25 protein-coding genes are annotated in these 24,519 nt (G+C 72.1%); 10 read left to right on the top strand and 15 right to left on the bottom strand.

The window, feature by feature from the left end; genetic code table 11:
- Position 1: 1 nt before the first annotated feature.
- The 5 genes from ACSMXR_RS25705 to ACSMXR_RS25685 form a co-directional block, all read right to left on the bottom strand.
- Complete coding sequence (locus ACSMXR_RS25705) at positions 2–883, bottom strand: SDR family oxidoreductase (RefSeq protein ID WP_103538094.1); 882 nt, start codon at positions 881–883, stop codon at positions 2–4.
- Complete coding sequence (locus tag ACSMXR_RS25700) at positions 880–1,248, bottom strand: DUF952 domain-containing protein (protein WP_030079494.1); 369 nt, start codon at positions 1,246–1,248, stop codon at positions 880–882. The genes ACSMXR_RS25705 and ACSMXR_RS25700 overlap by 4 nt, the downstream gene beginning before the upstream one ends.
- A gap of 33 nt (positions 1,249–1,281) precedes the next feature.
- Entirely contained in the window at positions 1,282–2,766 is a 1,485-nt protein-coding gene (locus ACSMXR_RS25695; protein ID WP_473170008.1) for a choice-of-anchor A family protein, read from the bottom strand.
- Positions 2,767–2,893: 127 nt separating this feature from the next.
- Positions 2,894–3,892: an NAD-dependent epimerase/dehydratase family protein gene (locus tag ACSMXR_RS25690; protein WP_473170007.1), complete on the bottom strand. Its 999-nt coding sequence runs from the start codon at positions 3,890–3,892 to the stop codon at positions 2,894–2,896.
- Positions 3,893–3,995: 103 nt separating this feature from the next.
- Positions 3,996–4,949, bottom strand: a complete 954-nt coding sequence (locus ACSMXR_RS25685; RefSeq protein WP_137231767.1) for a LysR family transcriptional regulator — start codon at positions 4,947–4,949, stop codon at positions 3,996–3,998.
- Between the two features lie 315 nt (positions 4,950–5,264).
- Between ACSMXR_RS25685 and snpA the strand changes: the two genes are divergently transcribed.
- Positions 5,265–5,921 (top strand): snapalysin, encoded by a 657-nt coding sequence (snpA, locus tag ACSMXR_RS25680; protein ID WP_376188851.1) that lies wholly within the window; start codon positions 5,265–5,267, stop codon positions 5,919–5,921.
- Positions 5,922–6,072: 151 nt separating this feature from the next.
- On the opposite strand, the gene ACSMXR_RS25675 is transcribed toward snpA, so the two are convergent.
- The 6 genes from ACSMXR_RS25675 to ACSMXR_RS25650 form a co-directional block, all read right to left on the bottom strand.
- Complete coding sequence (locus ACSMXR_RS25675; RefSeq protein ID WP_137231769.1) at positions 6,073–6,429, bottom strand: GntR family transcriptional regulator; 357 nt, start codon at positions 6,427–6,429, stop codon at positions 6,073–6,075.
- Positions 6,430–6,431: 2 nt separating this feature from the next.
- Positions 6,432–7,400: an SdpI family protein gene (locus tag ACSMXR_RS25670; protein WP_381856463.1), complete on the bottom strand. Its 969-nt coding sequence runs from the start codon at positions 7,398–7,400 to the stop codon at positions 6,432–6,434.
- Between the two features lie 179 nt (positions 7,401–7,579).
- Positions 7,580–8,248 carry a DUF6304 family protein gene (locus ACSMXR_RS25665; protein ID WP_381909731.1) on the bottom strand — a complete coding sequence of 223 codons (669 nt, stop codon included), beginning with the start codon at positions 8,246–8,248 and terminating at the stop codon, positions 7,580–7,582.
- A gap of 56 nt (positions 8,249–8,304) precedes the next feature.
- Entirely contained in the window at positions 8,305–8,901 is a 597-nt protein-coding gene (locus ACSMXR_RS25660; protein WP_473170006.1) for a GNAT family N-acetyltransferase, read from the bottom strand.
- 89 nt (positions 8,902–8,990) lie between these two features.
- Positions 8,991–10,034, bottom strand: coding sequence for a family 2 encapsulin nanocompartment cargo protein polyprenyl transferase (locus ACSMXR_RS25655; protein ID WP_473170005.1), 1,044 nt, complete (start codon positions 10,032–10,034; stop codon positions 8,991–8,993).
- Between the two features lie 91 nt (positions 10,035–10,125).
- Positions 10,126–11,532, bottom strand: coding sequence for a family 2B encapsulin nanocompartment shell protein (locus tag ACSMXR_RS25650; RefSeq protein ID WP_137231774.1), 1,407 nt, complete (start codon positions 11,530–11,532; stop codon positions 10,126–10,128).
- 176 nt (positions 11,533–11,708) lie between these two features.
- Here ACSMXR_RS25650 and ACSMXR_RS25645 point away from each other — a divergent pair, with 176 nt between their 5' ends.
- The 3 genes from ACSMXR_RS25645 (at position 11,709) to ACSMXR_RS25635 (ending at position 14,435) form a co-directional block, all read left to right on the top strand.
- Positions 11,709–12,155: an RrF2 family transcriptional regulator gene (locus ACSMXR_RS25645; RefSeq protein WP_137231775.1), complete on the top strand. Its 447-nt coding sequence runs from the start codon at positions 11,709–11,711 to the stop codon at positions 12,153–12,155.
- A 98-nt stretch (positions 12,156–12,253) separates the two neighbouring features.
- Positions 12,254–13,450, top strand: coding sequence for a globin domain-containing protein (locus ACSMXR_RS25640; RefSeq protein WP_381906295.1), 1,197 nt, complete (start codon positions 12,254–12,256; stop codon positions 13,448–13,450).
- 37 nt (positions 13,451–13,487) lie between these two features.
- Positions 13,488–14,435 carry a 1-aminocyclopropane-1-carboxylate deaminase/D-cysteine desulfhydrase gene (locus tag ACSMXR_RS25635; protein ID WP_473170004.1) on the top strand — a complete coding sequence of 316 codons (948 nt, stop codon included), beginning with the start codon at positions 13,488–13,490 and terminating at the stop codon, positions 14,433–14,435.
- Here the strand turns inward: ACSMXR_RS25635 and ACSMXR_RS25630 are convergent.
- Entirely contained in the window at positions 14,411–16,012 is a 1,602-nt protein-coding gene (locus tag ACSMXR_RS25630; protein ID WP_473170003.1) for a Na+/H+ antiporter, read from the bottom strand. The two genes, ACSMXR_RS25635 and ACSMXR_RS25630, sit on opposite strands and share 25 nt — an antisense overlap.
- Before the next feature lie 35 nt (positions 16,013–16,047).
- Here ACSMXR_RS25630 and ACSMXR_RS25625 point away from each other — a divergent pair, with 35 nt between their 5' ends.
- The 3 genes from ACSMXR_RS25625 (at position 16,048) to ACSMXR_RS25615 (ending at position 17,907) form a co-directional block, all read left to right on the top strand.
- Positions 16,048–16,308, top strand: a complete 261-nt coding sequence (locus ACSMXR_RS25625; protein WP_137231779.1) for a UBP-type zinc finger domain-containing protein — start codon at positions 16,048–16,050, stop codon at positions 16,306–16,308.
- A gap of 232 nt (positions 16,309–16,540) precedes the next feature.
- Positions 16,541–16,954 carry an ATP-binding protein gene (locus ACSMXR_RS25620; protein ID WP_003966375.1) on the top strand — a complete coding sequence of 138 codons (414 nt, stop codon included), beginning with the start codon at positions 16,541–16,543 and terminating at the stop codon, positions 16,952–16,954.
- Entirely contained in the window at positions 16,951–17,907 is a 957-nt protein-coding gene (locus tag ACSMXR_RS25615) for an RNA polymerase sigma factor SigF (protein ID WP_374202247.1), read from the top strand. The genes ACSMXR_RS25620 and ACSMXR_RS25615 overlap by 4 nt, the downstream gene beginning before the upstream one ends.
- A gap of 35 nt (positions 17,908–17,942) precedes the next feature.
- Here the strand turns inward: ACSMXR_RS25615 and ACSMXR_RS25610 are convergent, their stop codons facing one another.
- Positions 17,943–18,392, bottom strand: coding sequence for a hypothetical protein (locus ACSMXR_RS25610; RefSeq protein ID WP_376188623.1), 450 nt, complete (start codon positions 18,390–18,392; stop codon positions 17,943–17,945).
- 327 nt (positions 18,393–18,719) lie between these two features.
- Between ACSMXR_RS25610 and ACSMXR_RS25605 the strand changes: the two genes are divergently transcribed.
- Entirely contained in the window at positions 18,720–19,688 is a 969-nt protein-coding gene (locus ACSMXR_RS25605; RefSeq protein WP_137231780.1) for a diacylglycerol/lipid kinase family protein, read from the top strand.
- A gap of 320 nt (positions 19,689–20,008) precedes the next feature.
- Positions 20,009–20,266 carry a WhiB family transcriptional regulator gene (locus ACSMXR_RS25600; protein WP_003953983.1) on the top strand — a complete coding sequence of 86 codons (258 nt, stop codon included), beginning with the start codon at positions 20,009–20,011 and terminating at the stop codon, positions 20,264–20,266.
- A 172-nt stretch (positions 20,267–20,438) separates the two neighbouring features.
- Here the strand turns inward: ACSMXR_RS25600 and ACSMXR_RS25595 are convergent, their stop codons facing one another.
- Positions 20,439–21,905: a sensor histidine kinase gene (locus ACSMXR_RS25595; RefSeq protein ID WP_137232033.1), complete on the bottom strand. Its 1,467-nt coding sequence runs from the start codon at positions 21,903–21,905 to the stop codon at positions 20,439–20,441.
- A 361-nt stretch (positions 21,906–22,266) separates the two neighbouring features.
- Positions 22,267–23,349 (bottom strand): SIS domain-containing protein, encoded by a 1,083-nt coding sequence (locus ACSMXR_RS25590; protein ID WP_473170002.1) that lies wholly within the window; start codon positions 23,347–23,349, stop codon positions 22,267–22,269.
- Between the two features lie 240 nt (positions 23,350–23,589).
- Here ACSMXR_RS25590 and nagB point away from each other — a divergent pair, with 240 nt between their 5' ends.
- Positions 23,590–24,375: a glucosamine-6-phosphate deaminase gene (gene nagB / locus ACSMXR_RS25585; RefSeq protein ID WP_137231782.1), complete on the top strand. Its 786-nt coding sequence runs from the start codon at positions 23,590–23,592 to the stop codon at positions 24,373–24,375.
- Positions 24,376–24,519: the final 144 nt, after the last annotated feature.

The raw sequence follows: 24,519 nt of genomic DNA, 5'->3' as shown, positions 1-24,519 counted from the left end.
GTCAGCCGCCGGGCAGCAGGTGACGGTAGCTGTCCGGGTTCTCCACCAGGAACTCCGCGAAGCTCATGGCGGGGTGGCCGGTGAGCGTGGGCACCGCGTCGGAGACGGCAGCCAGTTCGCCGCCCGCGATGGCCTCGTACGAGGTGACCCAGCCGGCCACCTCCCAGTCCTCGGCCCCGTAGCCGGCCCGGGACGCGTAGGCCTCCTCGCGGGTCTCGGGGACGTAGACGACGGGGCGTCCGGTGACGCGGCTCAGCTCCTCGGCCGCCTCGGCGAGGGTGAACGCCTCCGGTCCGGTGAGGTCGTAGACCCGGCCGTCGTGGTCCGTGCCCTCGTCCAGCAGCACGGCCGCCGCCGCGTCGGCGATGTCCTCGTGGGCGACGGCCGCCACCCGCCCGTCGCCGCCGGGCCCGCGCAGCACGCCGTCGGTCCCGGTCATCGCGGGCAGCCCGGCCAGGTACCAGTTGTCGCGCAGGAAGGTGTGGCGCACCTCGGCCGTACGGATGTGGGCCTCGGTTTCCCAGTGGTCGCGGGCGAAGGTGAACGTGGCGTCGGGCGCGGCCCCCTGGAAGGACACGTACACGATCCGCTCCACGCCCACCGCCACGGCGGCGTCGATCGCGGTGGTGTGCTCGCGCACCCGGTGGGGGCTTTCGTGGGCGGAGACCAGGAACAGGGTGTGGGCCCCGTCGAGGGCCCGGCGCATGGCCTCCCCGTCGCCGTAGGGGGCGGCGGGCGCATGGTCGGCGCCGGGCACGTCGGGCAGGCGGGCGGGGTCGCGGCCGAGGAGCCGTACGGGTACGCCGGTCCGGGCGAGCCGCCGGGCGACCCGGCCGCCGACCGCTCCGCTCGCTCCGGTCACCGCGGTGAGGGGGCCGATCACTGGGGTTCGTCTTCCTCTCGTCGTTCTCCGTCGCCGTGCCAGGGCCGCACCTCCACGACCGCGTCCACCGGGAGCGGTCCGTACAGATGCGGGAACTCCTCGCCGCCGGGCTTCATCGCCTCGTACCGGACGGGGTCGGCGAGGCGGCCGGGGTCGACGACCAGGACCACGAGGTCCCGGTCGTCGTCCCCGTACAGCATCCGGGCCACACCGGGGAGTTGCCGGGGCAGCGAGAGGTGGATGAAGCCCTCCTCCTGGAGGGTGCGGCCGCGGGTGGACATCTCGTACGTCCCCGACCCGCGGGCCGCCTCCCACAGAGGTGCTTCGGCGAGGTGCAGCAGCGGTCCGGTCGGCTGTTCGGTCATCGGACCACGCTAACCGGCGCTGCTCCGCGCCTGCTAGAAGGTGCGGCGACGCGCCCTGCGCGTGGCCACGAGGACCGTACCGCCGGCGGCCACCAGCGCTGCCGCGATGGACCCGAGGATCCATTCGCCGCCCCGGGAGCCGGTGTCGGGCAGCTCACCCGGGTGGCTCGGCGAGTGCGTGGGGTGCGGCGTGTGGCCGGTGGGGGTGGGGGTCGGCGTCGGGTCCGTGGGGTCGGTGGGGGTCGGGGTGGGGTCGGTCGGATCGGTGGGGGTGGGGTCCGTGGGCGTCGGCGTCGGGTCCGTCGGGGTCGGCGTCGGGTCCGTGGGGGTCGGCGTGGGCGTCGGGTCCGTGGGGGTCGGCGTGGGATCCGTCGGAGTCGGCGTCGGGTCCGTCGGCGTGGGCGTCGGATCCGTCGGGGTCGGCGTGGGATCCGTCGGGGTCGGCGTCGGGTCGGGTGTGCAGGTGGGCAGGTCGCCGTTGAAGGGGTACGCGTGGATCTCCTGGCCGCCGGATCTGCCCGACGAGGTGTGGGTGAGCGAACCCGCCGTGTAGAAGCGGCCGTTGGTGCCGCTCATGCTGAGCACGGTGTTGCTCGTCGGCTGGCCGACCAGGACGCTGCCCGCGAACTGGGCCGGACCGGTCAGCGACAGATCGGTGGCGTCCGGGAAGTTCCACAGCAGGTTCTCGCGGAGGCCCTCGTTCGGGAACGAGCCCATGAACGTGGCGACGCTCCGGGTGGTGCCGTAGACGTTGACCAGGACGGTCGCGCCCGCGGGGATGCCGTTGAACACGAAGCCCGTGTTGCCGCCCGCCTCCGACTCCAGGTCCGCGTCCACGTCGAAGATCTGGATCGCGGACGAACCGTCCCCGGTGAACGTCATGGTGTCGCCGACCACCTGCCAGGTGCCGGTGGCCTGCCGGTGCTCGTCGCCGTCGTACGCGTAGCAGTGGCTGGCCTCGGTGAGCTGCGGGCGCAGCGCGGTGTACGGCGCCACCGCGTCCGTGTCGAAGCGCGGGGCGGTGGTGGGGCTCACCGTGCCCGTGAGGCCCTGCGCGTGTGCCACGCGGCCGGAGTGCGAGCCCTCCTCGGCGACGAGGCGCTCGCCGTCGGCGATGCTGATGTCCCCGCCGGCCGTCAGATAGTCGGAACCGTCCGGCGGCGGCACCCGTGAACCGACGCCCGCGATACCGACGTTGTAGATCTGCGAGACCCCGTCCCGCTTGTCCATGTCGAACCGGCCGAGGGTGACGACCTTGCCCTCCGCCTCGGCCGCCGCCTCCCGGACCAGGAAGTCCCCGCCGACGAAGACGTTGATGTTGCTGTCGAAGTATTCGACCGGATCATTGCTGGGGTTGTTCCAGCTGGGCGGGCAGGAGCTGCCGAGGCAGGGTCCCAGTCCACCCGGCAGCGGATCGGCACCCGCGGCCGGGGCCAGCACGCCCACCATCGCCGCGGCCGTGGCCACTGTCACTGCTGCCCGGATTGCGTTGCCGCGCCTGCGCGCCTTCTGTTCCATGCCGCGCAATATGCATGGTCATCACTTAGTCATTTTGTATGACACGCCGCTCTTGCTCCCTTGTGTAGGCCTATAGGAGGGTTCTTCGCCGCGACACGCACACGGAAGCGGTGTGTCAGGCGGTGCGTCAGGGGGCCAGCAGCTTCGCCTCCAGATGCGGGTCGAGGCCGACGGCCGGGCGGTCGGGGCGCCGGGGGGCGACGCCGCCCAGCGTGCGCAGCCAGGTCCAGGTGTCCGCGACGGTCTCCCCGACCGGGCGGCAGCGCAGCCCCGCGGCGTACGCCTTGGTGTGGTCGCCCCGGTGGAGCGTGTCGTACAGCTCGCCCGGCGGCAGCCAGACCGGCAGGTCGCTCCAGGGCTCGACCCCGGCGGCCAGCAGAACCTCCGGATCGGTCCAGCGCAGCTCGGCGTCGGAACCGGTGGCGCGCGCACAGGCCGTCAACAGCTCGCCCATGGTGGCGTGGCCGGGGCGGCTGACCGTGTTGTACGCGCCGTGCAGCCCGCCCGCCGCCGCGTCCAGGAGCCACTCGGCCAGGTCCCGGGCGTCGATGTACTGGAGCTCCGTTCCGGGCGGGCCGGGGGCGATCACCGGTCCGCCCCGGGCGATCCGCGACAGCCACCAGGGCAGCCGGCCGATGTTCTCCCCGGGCCCGATGATCAGCCCGGCCCGGGCCAGCAGCGCCCGGTCCCCGAAGGCGTCGAGGGCGGCCAGCTCACCGCCGCGCTTGGCCCGGTCGTACGGCACGTCCCCGCCGTCGTCGGGCGAGGCGCCGGCCACCAGCGGGCCTTCCTCGTCGAGCCCGGCGGCGGCCGGGTAGGCATACACCGAGCGGCTGGAGACGTAACTGAAGTGCCCGGCGCGGCCGCACAGCAGCCGGGCGGCGTCCCGGACGGCGGACGGCGCACCGCTCCAGGTGTCGACCACCAGGTCCCAGTCCGGCCCGCCGCCCGTGAGCGCCGCGAGTCCGGCCGGGCCCGCGGCCCGGTCCCCGGTCAGCGCTCTCGCGCCGGGCGGCGGCGCGTGACGGCCCCGGTGGAACACCGTGACGTCCCAGCCCCTCTCCAGCGCCGCATCGGTGACGGCCCGCCCGACGAACTCCGTACCACCCAGCATCAGAAGCCTCATGGGACGACCCTGCCCACCGGACGGGGGCGGGGGAACACGGCCACGCTGTCAGCAGAACGGGGAACTTCCCGGCCGGGGCGGCGGAGCGGTCGGCGGCCAGAGGTCAGGGCGTGCAGGCCAGCGGGGAGCGGTGGCGCAGCAGCCACTCGTGGTAGCCGCTCGCCCGGCGCGCCGCGTCCCGGTAGGCGTCCTCCAACTGCGCGTACACCACCTCGATGTCCGTGCCGGGCCGCGAGACCAGGAGTAGCCGCACCGCGAGCGGGTCGCCCAGCAGCGGGCGGATCACCATGTCGTCGCGCGGGCCCGACGTCGGCTGGCAGGGGGCGACGGCCTCGCCGAGCACGACGAGCGAGGCGGCGGTGAGGTAATCGCCGTGCAGGACCGGCGGGTTCAGTCCGGCGGCGCCGAGCACCCGGCGCACCCCGTCCCACTCGCCGTCCACCGTCGGGTCGACCATCCACGGGTCGCCCGCCAGATCACCGAGCTCCACCACCCGGCGGCGGGCGGCCGGATGGTCCCGCGAGAGCGAGATGAACTGCGGTTCCCGGTCCACGAGTACGCGCTGCTCCAGGCCCTCCGGCACGGCGAGCGGGCAGCCCTCCACCTCGTGCACGAAGGCGACGTCCAGGCGGCCCGCCTCGACCGAGCGCAGCAGTGCGTGGGCGGAGACGTCGACCCGCAGGGAGATGTCGGCGCCGGGCAGCGCGACCCGCAGCCGGCGCAGCCAGCCGCCGATGACCCGGCTCGCGGTGGAGCCGATGCGCAGCCGGGAGCCGCGGGGCCGGGCGGCCTCGGCCTCCGCCAGCGCCTCGGCGACCAGTTCGCTCATGCCGTCGACGAGGGGGCGGGCCCGACCGAGGACGGCCCGGCCCAGGGAGGTCGGCCGGCAGCCGGTGCGTTCGCGGCGGAAGAGTTCGGCGCCGAGCACGTTCTCGATCCGCCGGAGCTGGGTGGTCAGGGAGGGCTGGCTCACGCCGAGGCGACGGGCCGCCTGATGCAGGCTGCCCGCGTCGGCGATGGCGACCAGCGCCCTGAGGTGTCTCACCTCCAGCTCCATGCAGCGGAGACTATGACCGCAGGCCACCGCGCACCAGACGTCGCAACCCCACCAAACAGCGGCAATTCAGGGAGTGTTGGGCCTGGAGGCCTGTGACGATGCCGTGCGGATGACGTGCGCCTGTCATGGTGACGAGCGGCTGACGTGCACAAAGAGCGGGGCGGGGCGGCGATAGGGCGGCGCTATCGCCGTTCGGCATCATCCCCGGCGACTGTGCGCTGCACCACACTCTTCCCCGTACCGCCCCACGCCTTGTCCGCCCAGCGGACACCCCCACGGCGTGGGTTCGTTCGGACAGGTAGGAGAAATCCCCCCATGAGACACCTCAAGAACGCCGTCGCCACCGCCGCCGCCGGCCTCGGTCTCGTCGCCGCGCTGGGCACCGCACCGGTCGCTGTCGCCGCTCCGGCCCCTGCCGCCCCTTCCGCCTCCTCCACCATCGCCGCGTACAACGGCTCCGGCGAGAACGCCGAGGCGAACCGCGCCTTCCTCGACGCGGTCATGAAGTCCGTCGCCGAGAAGCGCGCCGCCAACCCGGGCATCAAGGCCGTCACGGTCACCTACGACGCCTCCGGTGCGCCGTCCTTCCGCAGCCAGATAGCCAACAGCACGCAGATCTGGAACAGTTCGGTCTCCAACGTCCAGCTCCAGGAGGGCTCCGGCGCGGACTTCACGTACCGCGAGGGCAACGACCCGCGCGGCTCCTACGCGAGCACCGACGGGCACGGCCGCGGCTACATCTTCCTGGACTACGCCCAGAACCAGCAGTACGACTCGACCCGCGTCACCACGCACGAGACCGGCCATGTGCTCGGTCTGCCGGACAACTACTCCGGCCCGTGCAGCGAGTTGATGTCCGGTGGCGGACCCGGCCCGTCCTGCACCAACGCCCAGCCGGACGCCAACGAGCGGGCCCGGGTGAACCAGCTCTGGCAGAACGGCCTGGCCGCGCTCGCCCGCTCCGCCTCCTGACACCGGGGCGCACGCGTCGGCGACAACGGCCGTACCAGCGGCTGTGGCCGGCCGGTCCCGTGTCCCGGGACCGGCCGGCACCCCCCACACGACAGAGGACCGTTCCGCTCACGGAACGGTCCTCTGCGCGGTGGGCCCCGCCCGAACCCCGTCAGGCGTCGAGTTCGCTGCGGACGAGGGCCAGCAGCTCGTCCTCGGTCATGCCCAGGTCCCGGGCGTCCGCGACCGCTTCGCGGACCCGCTCCAGCAGCCGGGCCCGCTGCGGCGAGGCACCCGCGGTGATCGCCGCGCCCCGGCCGCGCCGCAGCTCGATCAGCCCTTCCTCGCGCAGCCGTTGGTAGCCGCGCAGCACGGTGTGGACGTTCACGCCGAGGGACTCGGCGAGCACCCGGGCGGCGGGCAGCCGCTCGCCCGGGGTCACCGCCCCCTCGGCGACAGCACGCCGGACCGAGGCGGCGATCTGGTCCCCGAGCGGCACGGTGGAGGTCGGGTCGACCCGGAAGAGCATGGTCAGCGCCCCGCCCGCTGCCGGTCGAGCAGCGTGTTGAGCAGCGCCGCGCCGGTGGCCGAGTCGTCGACGGTGACGGCGAACTCACGGCCGCTCGTCAGGCTGACGACGATGGCCTCACCCGAGCGGGTGATGACCCCGCTGCGCTCGGGGCGGATGCGGTAGCCCCATCCGCCGTACTCCGCGAGGGCGTTGACGCGGCGGCTCTCCGCTCCCGCCATCCGCTCCAGCGACACCCGCACCCGGGGCCGGGGCAGCAGGCCGGAGACGGTCAGGCCACGCCGGTCCACCGTGACGTGGGGGCGGCAGAAGGTGGCCATCACCAGGGCGACGAGGATCAGCGGCGCCCCGGCGAACCAGTTCAGCTCGCGGCCGACGGTGACACCGGCCGCCAGCAACAGCAGCACCGCGATCGGCGCCCACCACGCGCCGATCCCGCGCGCCCAGCCGGCCACCTCGCCGTCGGCGAGCGTCAGCCGCTCGCGGACCGCCGGTTCCCCGTCGCGCGGGTCCTCGGGTACGGGGACGAGCCGGGCCAGCAGCAGACCGAGGGCTCCGGCGGCGACGGCCGCGCCGAGGGCCACGGCGATGTGCCACAGCGGGAAGCCGTCGGCCCGGCCGCCTTCGGGGGCGTCCACGTTGACGTACAGGACGGCGATCTGCAGATAGCCGAGGAACGCGGCGACGGCGAAGCCTCCACCGGCGTACCAGCGGTGGAACCGGCCGTAGAGCCTGCCGGCGACCGCGATGAGGGCCCACACGGCTCCGAGCACGAGCAGCGACAGGACCGAGTAGAGGAGATACGCGGTGGAGCCCAGGTACCCGTTGGCGGTGCCGCCGGCGTCGAAGTGGACGGCCAGCCGGTCGGGCAGACGGTCCGCGATGGTGGCGTAGAGGGTGAGGTCGATGAGGAGTGCGAGGACAAAGGGCAGGGCGGCGAACGTTACGCGGCCAAGGTTCTTGCTTGTCATGGAAAACCTCCGTTGTTCGCATGCTAGTAGAACAATGAGGTGGCGGCAACGGGGTACGCACGTCCGCCCCGTACCGGGATGCGGTACGGGGCGGAGGCAGGTGAGCGGTGGGGCGGCGGGCGGAGGCCGGTCAGGGGGCGGCCGGATGCCGGTCGGGGCCGGTCGGGATGCCGGTCGGATCAGGCGTGTTCCAGGGGGAAGGCTCCCCGGTGGCCGGTGCCCGCGCCGTCGGCCGGGCGCATCTCGAACTCGCGGCAGCTCCAGATCTCCTGGACGAACCCGGACCGCCGGTCCCACAGCCCCAGGACATCGCCCTCGCCCGCCGATCCCCGGTAGGCGTCCTTGGCCCCGCGGAAGCAGGCGAGGCCGCCGGAGAGGCCCCGGCCCGGGGCCGGGAAGTAGTCGGAGAAGGCGCAGGCGATACAGGTCTGGATCCGGATGGAGTCCGGAAGGATCCGCTGGACGGCGGCCAGGGCCACGGCGAAGTCGCGTTCGGCGCGGGCCGATTCGTACACCGCGCCGTCCAGATGGAGGGCGAGGTGGAGGTCCGGGTCGGTCCGGCGCAGGGAGAGCAGACAGCTGAGCGTGGCGTGGCGGAGCGCGCCCGCGACGAGGACGGGCAACGGCAGGTCCCACTCCAGTACACAGTCGGTGAGCGCGCCGTCCGCGAGGGCGAACGTCCCGCCCTCCGGCGGTGCGCCGGCGACCGGCCCCAGGCGGTCGAAGCTCTCGCCCTCGAAGTCGACGCCCCGGATCCGGAGCCGGAGCTGCTGTCCGTCCGTGGTGAGAACGACGGCATCGGAACCCTTGGCGTCCCGGTACCAGCCGGACCACGACTCATCTGTCATGAGCAGGGACTGTAGCCCCTGCCCGGGGTGGCTTCCGTACCACCCTCCGTAGTGGCTCAACCAGCCTGGGGTTCACGCCACATGGGGTACATCGGCGGGCCGTCCGGCAGCTCGACGGCGCGGCCGAGGAAGCGGAATCCGAGCCGCTCGTACAGCGTCCGGCTCCGGGCGCTGCTGGCCTCCAGATAGGCCGGCAGCCCGTCCCGGTCGCAGCGCTCCAGCTCCGCCCCGATCAGCTCCGCGCCGATGCCCTCCCCCTGGCGGTCGGGGGTGACGCCGATCATCAGCAGATAGGCGTGCGCACGGTCGTGCGGGTGGATCGCTCCGGTGAGCCTGCCCACCAGTTCGCAGCGCTCGTTGTCGGGGTCGGCCGTCTGTCGCATCAGGGCGGGCGTGGGGTCCTCCTCCTCGGGGGCGCCGGCGGGCACCGGCAGCCACAGGGCCACCGCGGCTCCGTCCTCGGCGATGTCGATACGGCCCTCGGCGAGGGCCACGTCGACGAAGACGCCGAGGAACCTTCCGTGCACCGCGCGCCGGTGCTCCTCGTCGGGGAACACCCAGCTGCTGACCGGGTCGCGGTGGAACGCCTCTTCCATGACCGAGACGACCAGCTCCCGGTCCCGCTGCTCCGCCCGCTGAATCCGTATGCCCATGACCGGCCGCCGCCTCTCTGCACGCTTTCCTGTCAACCAACCTCCGGAATACTAGAGTTGAGAGGGCGGAGCCGGTCACGCGAGGTGGCTCAGCTGGTCCTGCGGGTGACGAACTCGGCCAGCGCCAGCAGGTCGCCCGCCGCGCTCGGGTCGGGGACCGCCCGGGAGAGGTGGTGGACCGCGCGGGCCATCCGGTCGGCCGCGCAGACCTGTGCCCAGTCCCGGCCGCCGGCCCGGTCCACCGCGTCGGCCGCCCGGCTCACCTCGGCGGCGGTGTTCAGGGGACCCCGGTAGAGCGCGGCGAGCTCCGCGGCGGCCGGGGTGCCCGAGGTGAGGGCGGCGACCACGGGCAGCGACTTCTTGTGGGCGGCCAGGTCGGCCCCGACGGGCTTGCCGGTGCGGTCCGGGTCGCCCCAGATGCCGATCAGGTCGTCGATGAGCTGGAAGGAGAGCCCGGCCTCCCGGCCGAACCCGTCCATCGCGCGGACCGCCCGGTCCTCGGCCCCGGCGTAGAGGGCTCCGAGCGCACAGGCGCAGCCGAGCAGGGCGCCGGTCTTGGCGGTCGCCATGGCGAGGCATTCGTCGAGCGTGACCTCGTCGGGGCCGCGCTCCTCGAAGGCGCAGTCCGCCTGCTGGCCCGCGCACAGCTCGATGACGCAGGAGGAGAGGCGGGCGGCGGCGCGGGCGGCGGCCGGGTGGGAGTCCTCGGCGAGCAGGCGCTGAGCGAGGGCGAGCATGGCGTCGCCGGTGATGATGGCGTCCGGGATGCCGAAGACCGCCCAGGCGGTGGGCCGGTGCCTGCGGGTGGTGTCCTCGTCGATGACGTCGTCGTGGAGCAGGGTGAAGTTGTGGGCGAGCTCGACGGCGACGGCGGCCCGGACTGCGCGTTCCGGATCGCCGCCCAGCGCACGGGCGGCGGCCAGCACGAGGGCCGGCCTGATGGCCTTGCCCGCCTGGCCGGCGGCGGGGGTTCCGTCGGCGTTCTCCCAGCCGAAGTGGTACATCGCGATCCGGCGTATGCCGCCGGGCAACGACTCCACGGCCGATCGCAGATGGGGGTCGACGACGGCGCGGGTGCGCTCCAGGAGCGCCGCGGCCTCGTGCCCTTCCGTCGCTGCGTCCGTACTGGTCATGGTCACGGTCACTCCCTGGGGCGAGGCGATGGGTGCGGGACCCGGGGGTCCGGGCGGCCGCTGCCGCCCGGACCCCCGGGGTGACTCGGGGTCAGCGCCAGCGGCTGACCTCGACGTTCTCCAGCACACCGAGGGCGTCCGGTACCAGGATGGCGGCGGAGTAGTACGCCGTCACCAGGTAGGAGATGATCGCCTGCTCGTCGATGCCCATGAAACGGACCGAGAGGCTCGGCTCGATCTCGTCGGGGATGCCGGTCTGCTGGAGGCCGATGACGCCCTGCTCGGCCTCGCCGGTCCTCATGCAGATGATGGAGGTGGTGCGGGCGTCGGTGACCGGGATCTTGTTGGACGGGAAGATCGGCACCCCGCGCCAGGCGGGCACATGGTGGCCGCCGATGTCGACGCTCTCCGGGACGAGCCCGCGCCGGTTGCACTCGCGGCCGAAGGCGGCGATGGCCTTCGGGTGGGCGAGGAAGAGCTTCGATCCGCGCCGGCGCGAGAGCAGCTCGTCCATGTCGTCCGGGCTGGGCACCCCGTCGTGCGGCTGGAGCCGCTGCCCGTAGTCGCAGTTGTTGAGCAGTCCGAACTCCCTGTTGTTGATGAGCTCGTGCTCCTGGCGCTCGCGCAGCGCCTCGACCGTGAGCCGCAACTGCTGCTCGGTCTGGTTCATCGGCTGGTTGTAGAGATCGGCGACCCGGCTGTGCACCTTCAGCACCGTCTGGGCGACGCTCAGTTCGTACTCGCGCGGCGCCGCGTCGTAGTCGACGAAGGTGTGCGGGACGACCGCCTCCCCCACATGGCCGGCCGAGAGGTCGATCTCCGCCTCGCCGTAGTGGTTGGTCCGCTGATGCGGGATGGACAGCAGACCGGCGAGGTGGCCGCGCAGCGAATCGGCGCGCTCCGCCAGGTTGAACACATCGGCACGGCTCAGGGTGAGCAGCGTGCACGGGGTGACCGCGCGGGCGGTGTACTCCCAGACGGCGTCGCCGTCGAGCAGGCTCTGGTCACCGAAGTACGCGCCGTCGGCGAGGACCCCGAGCTCCGTCTCGTCGCCGTAGAGTCCGGCTCCGATCTTCTCGACCTTGCCGTGCGCCAGCAGGAAGACCCGGTCCGCCGCGTCCCCCGAGGCGGCGAGCACCTCCCCCGCGGCCACGTCCCGCTGCTCGCACCTGCGGGCGAGCTCGGCGAGGACCTCCTCGTCCCCGAAATTACGCAGAGCGGGCAGTTCTCCCAGCTCGGCGGGGATCACGGCCACCCGGTCCCCGGTCTGGACGAACGTCACCCGGCCGTCACCGACCGAATAGCTGAGCCGACGGTTCACCCGGTACGTACCGCCCTGTACCTGCACCCACGGCAGCATCTTCAGCAGCCACCGCGAGGTGATCTCCTGCATCTGCGGCGCGGATTTGGTGGTCGTCGCGAGGTTCCGCGCAGCTGCCGTCCCCAGACTCTGCTGCGGCGGCGCCTGCGTGTCGCGAACCTCTTCACCAACGGACATCTGACGTCCTTTCGATCATGGGCTGACCTGCGTACAGAAGCCTTTCAGCAGGAGGAGCGGCCCGCCATTACACAAAAGAGTGCGATTAATCCGCCTTCGGGCGGGGCACGTTGATCCCCGTCGCCGGGCGGGCCGCTTAATTTGCATCTCACATACCACTTATCTATCCTGACCCCATGCGGTTGACGAGATTCACCGACGTGGCACTCCGCGTCCTCATGCGGCTGGCGGTCGCCGAGGGCCAGGAGCCGCCGACCACCCGCGAGGTGGCGGCGACCATGCGGGTCCCGTACACGCACACCGCGAAGGTCGTCGCCCGCCTCCAGCACCTCGGCCTCCTCGACGCCCGGCGCGGCCGGGGCGGCGGGCTCACCCTGACCTCCGCCGGTCACTCCGCGTCGATCGGCTCGCTGGTGCGGGAGCTGGAGGGGCCGGAGGAGGTCGTGGAGTGCGAGGGCGACACCCCTTGCCCGCTCCGCTCCGGCTGCCGGCTGCGCGGAGCCCTGCGGGGAGCCCAGGAAGCGTTCTACGCGGCACTGGACCCGATCACCGTCACCGACCTCGTCGCCTCCCCCACCGGGCCGCTACTGCTGGGCATCGGCAGCGGCCCCCCGCCCGACTGAGACCCGACCCGCCCCCAACCCCTCGAACGCGTCCGCCCGCCGGGGCGGTTTCCGCCGCCCTTAAATATGCATCTGCCATTCCAATTATAAGGAGCCCCATGCTCTCCGACCGGTCCACCGCCACCGTCCGCGCCACCCTTCCCGCCGTCGGCGCGGCCATCGGGGACATCGCCGACCTCTTCTACGAGAAGCTCTTCGCCGCCCACCCCGAGCTGCTGCGGGACCTGTTCAACCGGGGCAACCAGGCCTCCGGCGACCAGCGCAGGGCTCTGGCCGGGTCCATCGCCGCGTTCGCGACCGCGCTGGTCGAGCGGCCCGGCACCCGGCCGGACGTGATGCTGGACCGGATCGCCCACAAGCACGCCTCGCTCGGGGTGACCCCGGAGCAGTACGAGGTGGTGCACACCCACTTGTTCGCGGCCATCGCCGACGTCCTGGGCGACGCGGTCACCCCGGAGGTCGCCGCCGCCTGGGACGAGGTCTACTGGCTGATGGCGAACGCCCTCATCGCCGTCGAGAAGCGCCTCTACGCCCAGCAGGGCGTCGCGGCGGGAGACGTGTGGCGGGAATGGGAGGTCGCCGCCCGGGTCGAGGAGACCGAGGACGTCGCCACCTTCCTGCTGCGCCCCGCCGAGGACACGCCCCCGCCCGCCTTCCGGCCCGGCCAGTACGTCTCCGTACAGGTCGAACTCCCCGACGGGGCCCGCCAGATACGCCAGTACAGCCTCTCCTGCGCCCCCGGCTCCCGGCTCCGGTCGATCACCGTGAAACACGTACGCGGCCAGGCCACGCCCGACGGCGAGGTCTCCCGGCACCTGCACGAGCACACCCGCGCGGGCGACCTGCTGCGCGTCTCCGTCCCCTACGGGGACCTGGTGCTCGACCACCTGGACGCGCCCCTGCTGCTGGCCTCGGCGGGGATCGGCTGCACCCCGATGCTGTCGATGCTGGAGCACCTCGCCCAGGAGGGCCACCAGGGGCCGGTCACCGTCGTGCACGGCGACCGCTCACCGGCCGACCACGCCCTGCGCAACGACCACGTCCGGCTGACGGAGAAGCTCCCGGACGCCGAGGCGCACTTCTGGTACGAGACCCCGGAGGCCGGGCACCCCGTGAACCGCACCGGCCTCGTCGACCTGGACGGCATCACCGTACGGCCGGGCACGCACGCCTATCTCTGCGGCCCGCTCCCGTTCATGCGGGCCGTCCGCGCCCGGCTGCTGGAGGCGGGCGTCCGGCCGGCCGACGTCCACTACGAGGTGTTCGGCCCGGACCTCTGGCTGGCCGCATCCTGAAACGTCGCCGGCGCGAGGGGCGGACGACAATGGGCGGGTGAACAGCCCGCCCGACCACCCGCCCCGCCTCGACGCCCTCCTGCGGCCCCGGGTGCCCTCCCCGCTGCTGGACGTCCGGGACGAGCGCTTCGCGCGCCACGGGGTGACCCTGCTCCTCAAGCGGGACGACCTGATCCACCCGGACCTGCCGGGCAACAAGTGGCGCAAACTCGTCCTCAATCTGGAGGCCGCCGCCGGGCGTCCCGTGCTCACGTTCGGCGGCGCGTACTCCAACCACCTCCGGGCCACCGCGGCGGCCGGACGGCTGCTCGGGTTCCCCACCATCGGCGTCGTCCGCGGCGACGAGCTGGCCCATCGCCCGCTCAACCCGTCGCTCGCCCGGTGCGCCGCCGACGGTATGCGGCTGCACTTCGTGGACCGTACGACGTACCGCGCGAAGGCCTCCCCCGAGGTCCTGGAGGGGCTGCTGAGCCGGTACGGGGACGTGGAGGTCATCCCGGAGGGCGGGAGCAATGCCCTGGCCGCACAGGGCTGTACGGCGCTGGGGCGCGAGCTGGCCGGAGCGGCCGATGTCGCGGCCGTGGCCTGCGGTACGGGCGGCACCCTGGCCGGGCTCGCCGCCGGTCTGGACCCCGGGCAGCGGGCCCTGGGCGTGCCGGTGCTGCGCGGCGGCTTTCTCGGGCGGGAGGTGGAGCGGCTCCAGCGCGAGGCGTTCGGCGGCCCGTCCGGCGGCTGGACGCTGGACGAGCGCTTCACCTTCGGCGGCTACGCCCGCTCCACCCCGGAGCTGGAGGCCTTCGCCGCGGACTTCGAGGACCGGCACGGACTGCCCATGGAACGCGTCTACGTCGCCAAGCTGCTGTTCGCGCTGACCGCGCTGGCCGGGGAGGGCGCGTTCGCGCCGGGCGCCCGGGTGGCCGCGGTGATCACCGGCACCCCCGGGACGCCGCCCGCGCCGCCTCAGGAGTCGTCCGTCTCCCGGTAGGCGGCGGCCTCCTCCAGATCCAGCCGGCGCAGCAGCGTGCGCATCATCTCGTCGTCGATCCGCCGCTCGTCGCGGAGCCGCACGAAGACCTCGCGTTCGGCCTCGATCATCTCCCGCGACAGCCGCCGGTAGGTGTCGTCCGCCGACTCCCCGGTGACCGGGTCGGCCGCGCCCAGGCGCTCCCACACGGCGTTGCGGCGGCGCTCCAGCACACTGCGCAACCGGTCGGCCAGCGGCGGCGGCAGGCTGCTGTGCGGGTCGGCCAGCAGTTCGTCCAGACGGGCCTCGGCGGCCGCGGAGGCCTCGCTCTGGGCCTGCGCCTCGACCAGCGTGACGGTCTGCGGATCGGGGCCCGACAGCTTCAGTACGCGGACGAGGACGGGCAGCGTCAGCCCCTGGATCACCAGCGTGCCGATGACGGTGGTGAAGGTCAGGAACAGCACCAGACTGCGGGCCGGGAACGGTTCGCCGTCCTGCATGACCAGCGGGATCGAGAACGCGACGGCGAGCGAGACGACCCCGCGCATCCCGGCCCAGCCGACGATCAGCGGCGCGGTCCAGTCGGTGCCCGGCTCGCGCTCCCGGACGCGGCGCGAGAGCCACCGGGGCAGATAGGTGGCCGGGTAGACCCAGACGAAGCGGACCACGACGACGGCCAGGAACACGAGGACGGCGTAACCGAGCGCCTCCCCCACCCCGAACGAGCCGAGCCCCTTCAGGACGAACGGCAGCTGGAGCCCGATCAGGGCGAACACCGTCGACTCCAGGATGAACGCCACCATCTTCCAGACGGCCGCCTCCTGAAGACGGGTGGCGAAGTCGACCTGCCAGGAGCGGTGGCCCAGATAGAGGGCGACGACGACCACGGCGAGAACACCGGAGGCATGCACCCGTTCGGCCGCCGCGTACGCCACGAAGGGGATCAGGAGGGAGAGCGTGTTCTGGAGGAGCGCTTCCTTGAGATGCGTACGCAGCCAGTGCAGCGGCACCATCAGCAGCAGCCCGACACCGACGCCGCCGACCGCCGCCAGCAGGAACTCGCCGATCCCGGCGGCCCAGCTCATCCCCTCCCCCACCGCGGCGGCCAGCGCCACCCGGAACGCGGTGATCGCCGTGGCGTCGTTCACCAGCGACTCGCCCTGGAGGATCGTGGTCACCCGGGCGGGCAGCCCGACCCGGCGGGCGATGGCGGCGGCCGTCACGGCGTCCGGCGGGGCGACGACCGCCCCCAGGACCAGGGCGGCGGTCAGCGGCAGGTCCGGGATGATCCGGTAGGCCAGCCAGCCCACCGCGACGGTCGCGAAGAGGGTGTAGCCCACCGAGAGCAGGGCGACCGGCCGGATGTTGGCCCGCAGATCCAGGTAGGAGCTGTCCACGGCCGCTGTGTGGAGCAGCGGCGGAAGCAGCAGCGGCAGCACGACGTGCGCGTCCAGGTGGTACGTCGGAACACCCGGCAGATAGCCGGCCACGAGCCCCACCGCGACCAGCACGAGCGGGGCGGGCACCGGGGTGCGGCGGGCCGCTCCGGCGACCGCGGCGCTGGCCGCGACCAGGGCCACCAGCGGCAGCGCGTCCATCCCACCGTCCTCGGATCCGTCGTAATCTGCCCATCATGAGCGAGTGTGCGCATGTAGCGGATCTGCCACGCCCCGAGCCCGTGCCGCTCGGCGAGACCTGTCCCGAGTGCCTGGAGGCGGGCACCCACCCCGTGCAGCTGCGGCTCTGTCTGACCTGTGGGCACGTCGGCTGCTGCGATTCGTCGCCGCTGCGGCACGCCACCGGACACTTCCGGGCGACCGGTCACCCCGTGATGCGGAGCTTCGAGACGGGCGAGAGCTGGCGCTGGTGCTTCGAGGACGGTTCGATCGTCTGACGCCTGGGTACGTCAATGCGGCGCTGGTTCTTCGCAATTGGACGCCGCAGACCCCTAGCCACTGTGCGTACTCATGGGCTTACCATGAGTGACGGTCGGGGTATGGGGTCCGTACGACACGGCATCATGGATCCGATAACGTCGCCGAGCCGAAGAACCGTCGACGGACCGCATGGCTCCGGGCCACCCTTCCCGGAACCTCGAAAGAGTTTGTGCCACCTTGGAGGTGAGGGTGTCCCAGATCGCAGGCGAGCCCGGGAATCAGGACTTCGTGGAAGTCCGGCTGCCCGCTGCGGGTGCCTACCTGTCGGTGCTGCGAACGGCCACGGCCGGTCTCGCAGCGCGTTTGGACTTCACTCTCGACGAGATCGAGGATCTTCGCATCGCGGTCGACGAGGCCTGCGCGATCCTGCTCCAGCAGGCCGTGCCCGGCTCCGTCCTCAGCTGCGTCTTCCGTCTCGTCGACGATTCCCTCGAAGTGACGGTGTCGGCGCCCACCACGGACGGCCGGGCGCCCGAGCGCGACACCTTCGCCTGGACGGTGCTCTCCGCGCTGGCCGGCAAGGTCGACTCCACGGTCGCCGACGACCGTACGGTCAGCATCAGCCTCTACAAACAGCGCGGCGCGGGCCCCGGGCCGGCGTGAGCGACGGGAACGGGGACGGTCCTGTGCGGGACGAGACGATCCGATCCGGGGTGGTGCGCCCAGCAGGCATCCCGGAACAACAGGCCCGGCCGCATCCGGTGGACGGAGCGGACGGGCCCGAGAGCCTCAACGTCGCGGTGGAGCAGCAGTCGCAGGCAGAGCGGGCGGGCCAGATGAGCGAGCACGGGCACCACGATCCACACGACCGCAGCGGGGCCCGGGCCCTCTTCTTCGAGCTGCGGGAACTGCCCGACGGTTCGGCGGAGAAGGCCGAGCTGCGCAACCGGCTGGTGCGGATGCATCTGCCGCTGGTGGAGCATCTGGCGCGCCGCTTCCGCAATCGGGGCGAGCCGCTGGACGACCTGACCCAGGTCGCCACGATCGGGCTGATCAAGTCCGTGGACCGGTTCGACCCGGACCGGGGGGTGGAGTTCTCGACGTACGCCACCCCCACGGTGGTCGGCGAGATCAAGCGCCACTTCCGGGACAAGGGCTGGGCGGTGCGGGTGCCGCGCCGCCTCCAGGAGCTGCGGCTTTCGCTGACCACGGCCACCGCGGAGCTCTCCCAGCAGCACGGCCGCTCGCCGACGGTGCACGAGCTGGCCGAGCGGCTCGGCATCTCCGAGGAGGAGGTGCTGGAGGGTCTGGAGTCGGCCAACGCGTACAGCACGCTCTCGCTGGACGTGCCGGACACGGACGACGAGTCGCCGGCGGTCGCGGACACGCTGGGCTCGGAGGACGAGGCGCTGGAGGGCGTGGAGTACCGGGAGTCGCTCAAGCCGCTCCTGGAGGACCTGCCGCCGCGCGAGAAGCGCATCCTGCTGCTGCGCTTCTTCGGGAACATGACCCAGTCGCAGATCGCCCAGGAGGTCGGCATCTCGCAGATGCACGTCTCGCGGCTGCTGGCCCGCACCCTGGCGCAGCTGCGTGAGCGGCTGCTCGTCGAGGAGTAGGCGAGGAGCGGGCCGGCGGGGCGGGGTCCGTCGGCTCAGGCCTCGGGGGTCGCCCTCGGCCCCCGGCGGATGCCGAGGTCCTGGGTGGTCGCCGGGTTCAGGACGAGCACGAGTCCGGTGACGGCGACCGCCGCCAGCACGATTCCGGTGGGAATCAGGGCGCCCTGCGAGCGCAGCAGCGTCCAGGCCACCGGCAGCGCCATGATCTGGGTGATCAGCGCGGGCCCCCGGCTCCAGCTGCGCAGCAGCAGCAGCCCGCGGGCGGCGATCAGCGGGATCGCGCCGAGCGCGACCAGGGTGATCCCGACCGTCTCGGCCTGCTGTGTGCTCTCCAGCTTCCCGAGCAGCCCCATGACGAGCATGTAGACACCGCCGAGGGCGAGCGCCAGGCCTTCGAGCGCGTTGACCCCGGCGAGGACGGTGATCCTGGTCGGGCGCTCCGCGGTGGAGGGCGACGGCGTGGAGGGGGTCGCTTGAGTACTCACGCCTTTCAGGTTGGCATCCCCGGGGCCCGGAAGTGAAGCCGGGGTGCGAGTGAGCCTCACCCGTCCGGGCGCACGGCACGGCGTCCGGTCACGTTCCGTCACCGGTTCCGAGCGCAGCGAACGGGGGCTAGGGCCTCCTGTTTGGATCAGGTCGGATCAGGGAGCGGGGTCCGGTGCGTGCAGCTGCAAGGCGGAGGATTGAGGCATGGCGGAGCCATGGTGATTGACGACAACGCCGCAGATGCGCGTGCCGGACCCCGCGAGCCCGACATGATCCAAACGGGAGGCCCTACGGACCTGAACCGCCCGGTAGGTAGGCTGGCCGTCATGCGCGCACTCCTCGTGGTCAACCCAGCTGCTACCACCACCAGTGCCCGCACCCGAGATGTGCTCATCCACGCGCTGGCCAGCGAGATGAAGCTGGAGGCGGTGACCACGGAGTACCGGGGGCACGCGCGCGACCTGGGGCGGCGGGCGGCGGACAGCGACGACATCGATCTGGTGGTCGCCCTCGGCGGCGACGGCACGGTGAACGAGGTCGTGAACGGGCTGCTGCACCGGGGCCCGGACGTGGACGCCCTCCCGAAGCTCGCCGTGGTTCCCGGCGGGTCCACCAATGTCTTCGCGCGCGCCCTCGGGCTGCCGAACGACGCGGTGGAGGCGACCGGCGCGATTCTGGACGCCCTGGAGAAACGGACCGAACGCACGGTCGGTCTGGGTCTGGCCGCCGGCACCCCGGGAACCGAGGACGAGTCCGTTCCCGAACGCTGGTTCACTTTCTGTGCCGGACTCGGGTTCGACGCCGGAGTCGTCGGCCGGGTCGAACAGAAACGCGAGGGCGGCAAGCGTTCGACGCACGCCCTGTACGTACGCCAGGTGGTGCGGCAGTTCCTGAACGAGGCCCATCGCCGGCACGGGACGATCACGCTCGACGTGCCCGGCCAGGAGCCGGTGACCGACCTCGCACTCTCCATAATCTGCAACACCGCCCCCTGGACCTACCTGGGCAATCGCCCGGTCTACGCCTCGCCGAAGGCCTCCTTCGACACCGCGCTGGACGTCCTCGGACTGAAGCGTCTGTCCACCCCGGCGGTGGCCCTCTACGGCACCCAGCTGCTCACTTCGAGCCCCGAGAAGGGGCCCCGCGGCAAGCACGCTGTTTCACGGCATGACCTCACGGACTTCACCTTGCATTCAAAGGTCCCGCTGCCCTTCCAGATGGACGGTGACCACCTGGGACTGCGTACGAGCGTGACGTTCACAGGCGTACGCCGTGCACTGCGTGTGATTGTGTGAGTGGAAGGGCCGAAAGTCCTTTAACTCGAACGTTTGGACTGGGTCCCACCCCTAAGAAGTGCGCCTGTGACCTAGTCGACACCGAGGAATCAAAAAAAACTTTCCAGAAGGGGTTGTATCCGTCGCCGAGGTTTGGGAATCTCTTCATGGCGATCGGGACGGCCCGCAACACCGGCCTCCACTGAGAGCCAGAACCCCTCCTCACCATCACAGACCACACCCAGTCCATCTGGGGGTCGGCCCGTCATCTGCGGGGGGATTCGTGAAAGCGTTCACATTCACAAGCAACAAGCGTGTAATACCAAGGAGAGGTAGCAGCCATGGACTGGCGTCACAACGCCGTTTGTCGTGAGGAAGACCCCGAGCTGTTCTTCCCCATCGGCAACACCGGTCCTGCGCTGCTGCAGATCGAGGAAGCCAAGGCTGTCTGCCGCCGCTGCCCCGTCATGGAGCAGTGCCTGCAGTGGGCGCTCGAGTCCGGCCAGGACTCCGGCGTCTGGGGTGGCCTCAGCGAGGACGAGCGCCGCGCGATGAAGCGCCGCGCCGCTCGCAACCGGGCGCGCAACGCAAGCGCCTGAGCGAGAACCGCACCAAGCCTCAGCCCGGCGGCGCGTACAGAGCGTACGCACAGCCCCGCCTTCGAGTCGCAGCGCGCAGTACCCCGGAGCGCATCGCAACGTGAGCATCACGGAGCGGGCCCGGACCGTCACCACGGTCCGGGCCCGCTCTGCTGTGTGCGCTCGCGCGGTTCTACTTGTCGCCGCTGACCGGAAGGTCCAGCACCACCTGGGTGCCACGCTCGGGGGCCGGGACCATGCCGAACGTGCCGCCCAACTCCCCCTCCACCAACGTCCGTACGATCTGGAGTCCGAGGTTGCCGGCCCGCTTCGGGTCGAACCCCTCGGGCAGTCCGCGGCCGTCGTCGGTGACGGTGATCAGCAGCCGCCCGTCGGCGGGCGATCCGCCGCGCACGGCGGAGACCTCCACCGTCCCGTGGTCGGCCACGGCGAAGGCGTGCTCCAGGGCGTTCTGCAGAACCTCCGTCAGCACCATGGAGAGCGGGGTGGCGACCTCGGCGTCGAGGATGCCGAAGCGTCCGGTGCGCCGGCAGGTCACCTTGCCCGGGGAGATCTCCGAGACCATCGCGATCACCCGGTCGGCGATCTCGTCGAACTCGACCCGCTCGTCCAGATTCTGGGACAGCGTCTCATGGACGATGGCGATCGAACCGACCCGCCGGACCGCCTCGTTGAGCGCCTCGCGGCCCTGCTCGGAGTCCATCCGGCGGGACTGGAGGCGCAACAGGGCGGCCACCGTCTGGAGGTTGTTCTTCACCCGGTGGTGGATCTCCCGGATGGTCGCGTCCTTGGTGATCAACTCACGTTCGCGGCGGCGCAGTTCGGTGACGTCCCGGAGCAGGACGAGCGAGCCGATGCGGACGCCCTTGGGCTTCAGCGGAATGGCCCGCAGCTGGATCACCCCGCCCGCGCACTCGACCTCGAACTCCCGGGGCGCGTAACCGCTGGCCACCTTGACCAGGGCCTCGTCCACCGGCCCCCGGGACGGGGCCAGTTCGGCGGTGGTGGTGCCGAGGTGGTGGCCGACCAGGTCGGAGGCGAGGCCGAGGCGGTGGTAGGCGGAGAGGCCGTTGGGGCTGGCGTACTGCACGATCCCGTCGGCGTCGAGCCGGATCAGGCCGTCGCCCACCCGCGGGGAGGCGTCCATGTCGACCTGCTGGCCGGGGAAGGGGAAGGACCCTGCGGCGATCATCTGGGCCAGGTCGGAGGCGGACTGGAGATAGGTGAGCTCCAGCCGTGAGGGGGTGCGCACGGTGAGCAGGTTGGTGTTGCGGGCGATGACGCCGAGCACCCGGCCGTCACGGCGTACGGGGATGGACTCGACCCGTACGGGCACCTCCTCGCGCCACTCCGGGTCGCCCTCGCGCACGATCCGGCCCTCGTCCAGGGCCGCGTCCAGCAGCGGGCGGCGGCCGCGCGGCACCAGGTGGCCGACCATGTCGTCCTGGTAGGAGGTGGGTCCGGTGTTGGGGCGCATCTGGGCGACGGAGACGTACCGCGTGCCGTCGCGGGTCGGAACCCACAGCACGAGGTCGGCGAAGGACAGGTCGGAGAGCAGCTGCCACTCCGAGACCAGCAGATGGAGCCACTCGAGGTCGGTGTCGCTCAGAGCGGTGTGCTGGCGGACGAGGTCGTTCATGGAGGGCACGTGTGGAGCGTACCTGTGGTTACCGGAAGCGTTCGAACCGATCGGCCCGGCGGACCGTGCAGTGGGCAGGACGATGGACAGGTGCGGCGGCCGGCCCGAGAATGTCGTGCAGGTGGATGGACACGGGTATTGGTCTAGTCCACAATGTTCATCAAGACCTCCGCTCTCCCCGCACAGGAGAGTGGACCGAGGCACCCGGCGCTCTCTGCCCTGACCGCGCCGGTGCCTCCAGTGGCCGGAGGCACCGCACACCGCCGGCCAGGTAGCTCCGGGCTGCGGTGCCGGGCGGGCTGAGGGTCCCGCTCTGGCGCCGCGGCCCGCGGGTGTTTCCGGGGCCGTACGCCTCCGGTCCTCAGCGGGTCTCGGTGACCTTCGCCAGGGCGCGGGGCGCGTCGGGGTCCTGGCCCCGGGCGATCGTCACCTCGTACGCCAGCATCTGCAGCGGCAGGATCTCCAGGATCGGCTGCAACTCCTCCGGGACGCCCGCCGTGGGCAGCGAGAAGCCGGCCGAGGCCGCCTCCACCTGGACCTTGGGGCCGACCACGAAGAGATCCGCGCCGCGTCCGCGCAAGCGGTCCAGCACCGGCTGGAGGGCCTCGCCGCCCCGGCCGTCGGTGACCACGGCGATCACCGGGGAGATGTTGTCGACCATCGCCAGCGGGCCGTGCAGCAGATCGGCGCCGGAGTAGGAGAGAGCCGGGATGTAGCTGGTCTCCATGAGCTTCAGGGCCGCTTCCTTGGCCGTCGGGTAGCCGTAGCCGCGCGAGGTGATCACCATGCGCTCGGCGAAGCGGTAGCGGGAGGCCAGCGCCTTGACCTCGGCCCGGCGGCCCAGGGTCGCGCCGGCGAGGTCGGGCAGGCCCGCGGCGGCCGTGGTGCCGTCGCCGCCGCCCAGGCCCACCACGAAAAGGTAGAGGGAGAGCAGGGAGGCGGTGTACGTCTTGGTGGCCGGCAGCGCCTTCTCCGGGCCCGCCAGGATGTCGATGTGGTACTCGGAGACGGCGGCGAGCGCGGAGTCCGGGTTGTTGGTGACGGCGAGCGTGACGGCCCCGGCCTCCCGGGCGGCCCGGGTGGAGGCCACCAGGTCCGGCGAGCCGCCCGACTGACTGACGGTGATCACCAGGACGTCCCGCAGATCGGGCTTGGCCCCGTAGGCCGTGGTGGTGGACATCGAGGCCAGTCCGCAGGGCAGCCCGAGGCGGATCTCCAGCAGGTACTTCGCGTAGAGCGCCGCGTTGTCCGACGTACCCCGGGCGGTGAGCAGCACGAACCGGGGCTTCCGGGCGGCGATCTCGGCGGCGACCTCGTTGATGCGGGGCGCGCCCTGTTCGAGGATCCGGCGCAGCATCGCGGGCTGCTCGGCCATTTCGCCGGACATGATGCGGCCGGGCTCGTCGCCCTGGCCGATCCGGTCGGCCGGAGGGGTGGCGGACATGTGGGGGCCTCCCTGGGCTGTCGGCAACGGCATACGGGACGGCGCGCGGGCGGGTACGCGATCGGCGCCGTACCGGACAAGTCGACCAGGCAATGCGGTGGCCCGCCAGCGGGCCGGGGCGTGCGGGACCGGGGGCGGCCGATGGGCGGACTGTTCACCGTACGGCTGCTCGATTCTGCTAAATTGGGAACTTGATTGGTCTATACCACCGGCTCCCCTAGTCAGATCGGCAGGCACAGCGTGGAAGTTGTCATCGTCCCGGACGCCGCGGCAGGCGGCGAACTGATCGCGGAGGCCATCGCCGCGCTGCTCCGCCGCAAGCCCGACGCCCTGCTCGGCGTTGCCACCGGCTCGACCCCGCTGCCCATCTACCGCGCGCTGGCGGCCAAGGTCTCCGCCGGGGCCGTCGACGCCTCGCGCGCCCGGATCTGCCAGCTCGACGAGTACGTCGGCCTGCCCGCGGGCCACCCGGAGTCGTACCGCTCGGTGGTGCTGCGCGAGGTCGTCGAGCCGCTCGGGCTCTCCGAGGCCTCCTTCATGGGCCCCGACGGCTCGGCCGAGGACGTCCAGGCGGCCTGCGAGGCGTACGACCGGGCGCTGGCGGAGGCGGGCGGTGTCGACCTCCAGCTCCTGGGCATCGGCACGGACGGGCACATCGGCTTCAACGAGCCGTGCTCCTCGCTCGCCTCGCGCACCCGGATCAAGACGCTGACGCAGCAGACCCGGGTCGACAACGCGCGCTTCTTCGACGACGACATCGAGCAGGTGCCGCACCACGTGATCACGCAGGGCATCGGGACGATCCTGGACTCCCGGCACCCGATCCTGCTGGCCACCGGTGAGGGCAAGGCGGAGGCCATCGCCCAGACGGTGGAGGGGCCGGTCGCCTCGATCGTGCCGGCCTCGGCGCTCCAGCTGCATCCGCACGCGACCGTGGTGGTGGACGAGGCGGCGGCGTCGAAGCTGAAGCTGGGGGATTACTTCCGGGCCACGTATGCGGCGAAGCCGCAGTGGCAGGGGCTGTAGGGCTCGGCCCCTTCCCTGTACGGCCGAGGGCCGGGACGCCTTGGTGGTGTCTCGGCCCTTTGCCGTGCGGTGCGGTGCGGTGCGGTGAATGGTGCGGCCCGTCCGGCGGGAGGCTCTGTCCTCAATCGCCGGACGGGCTTGAAT

It is taken from the genome of Streptomyces sp. DSM 106670, assembly GCF_055792845.1.
The sequence above is the reverse complement of the archived record's forward strand: the minus strand, read 5'-3'. Positions and strand labels throughout refer to the sequence as shown.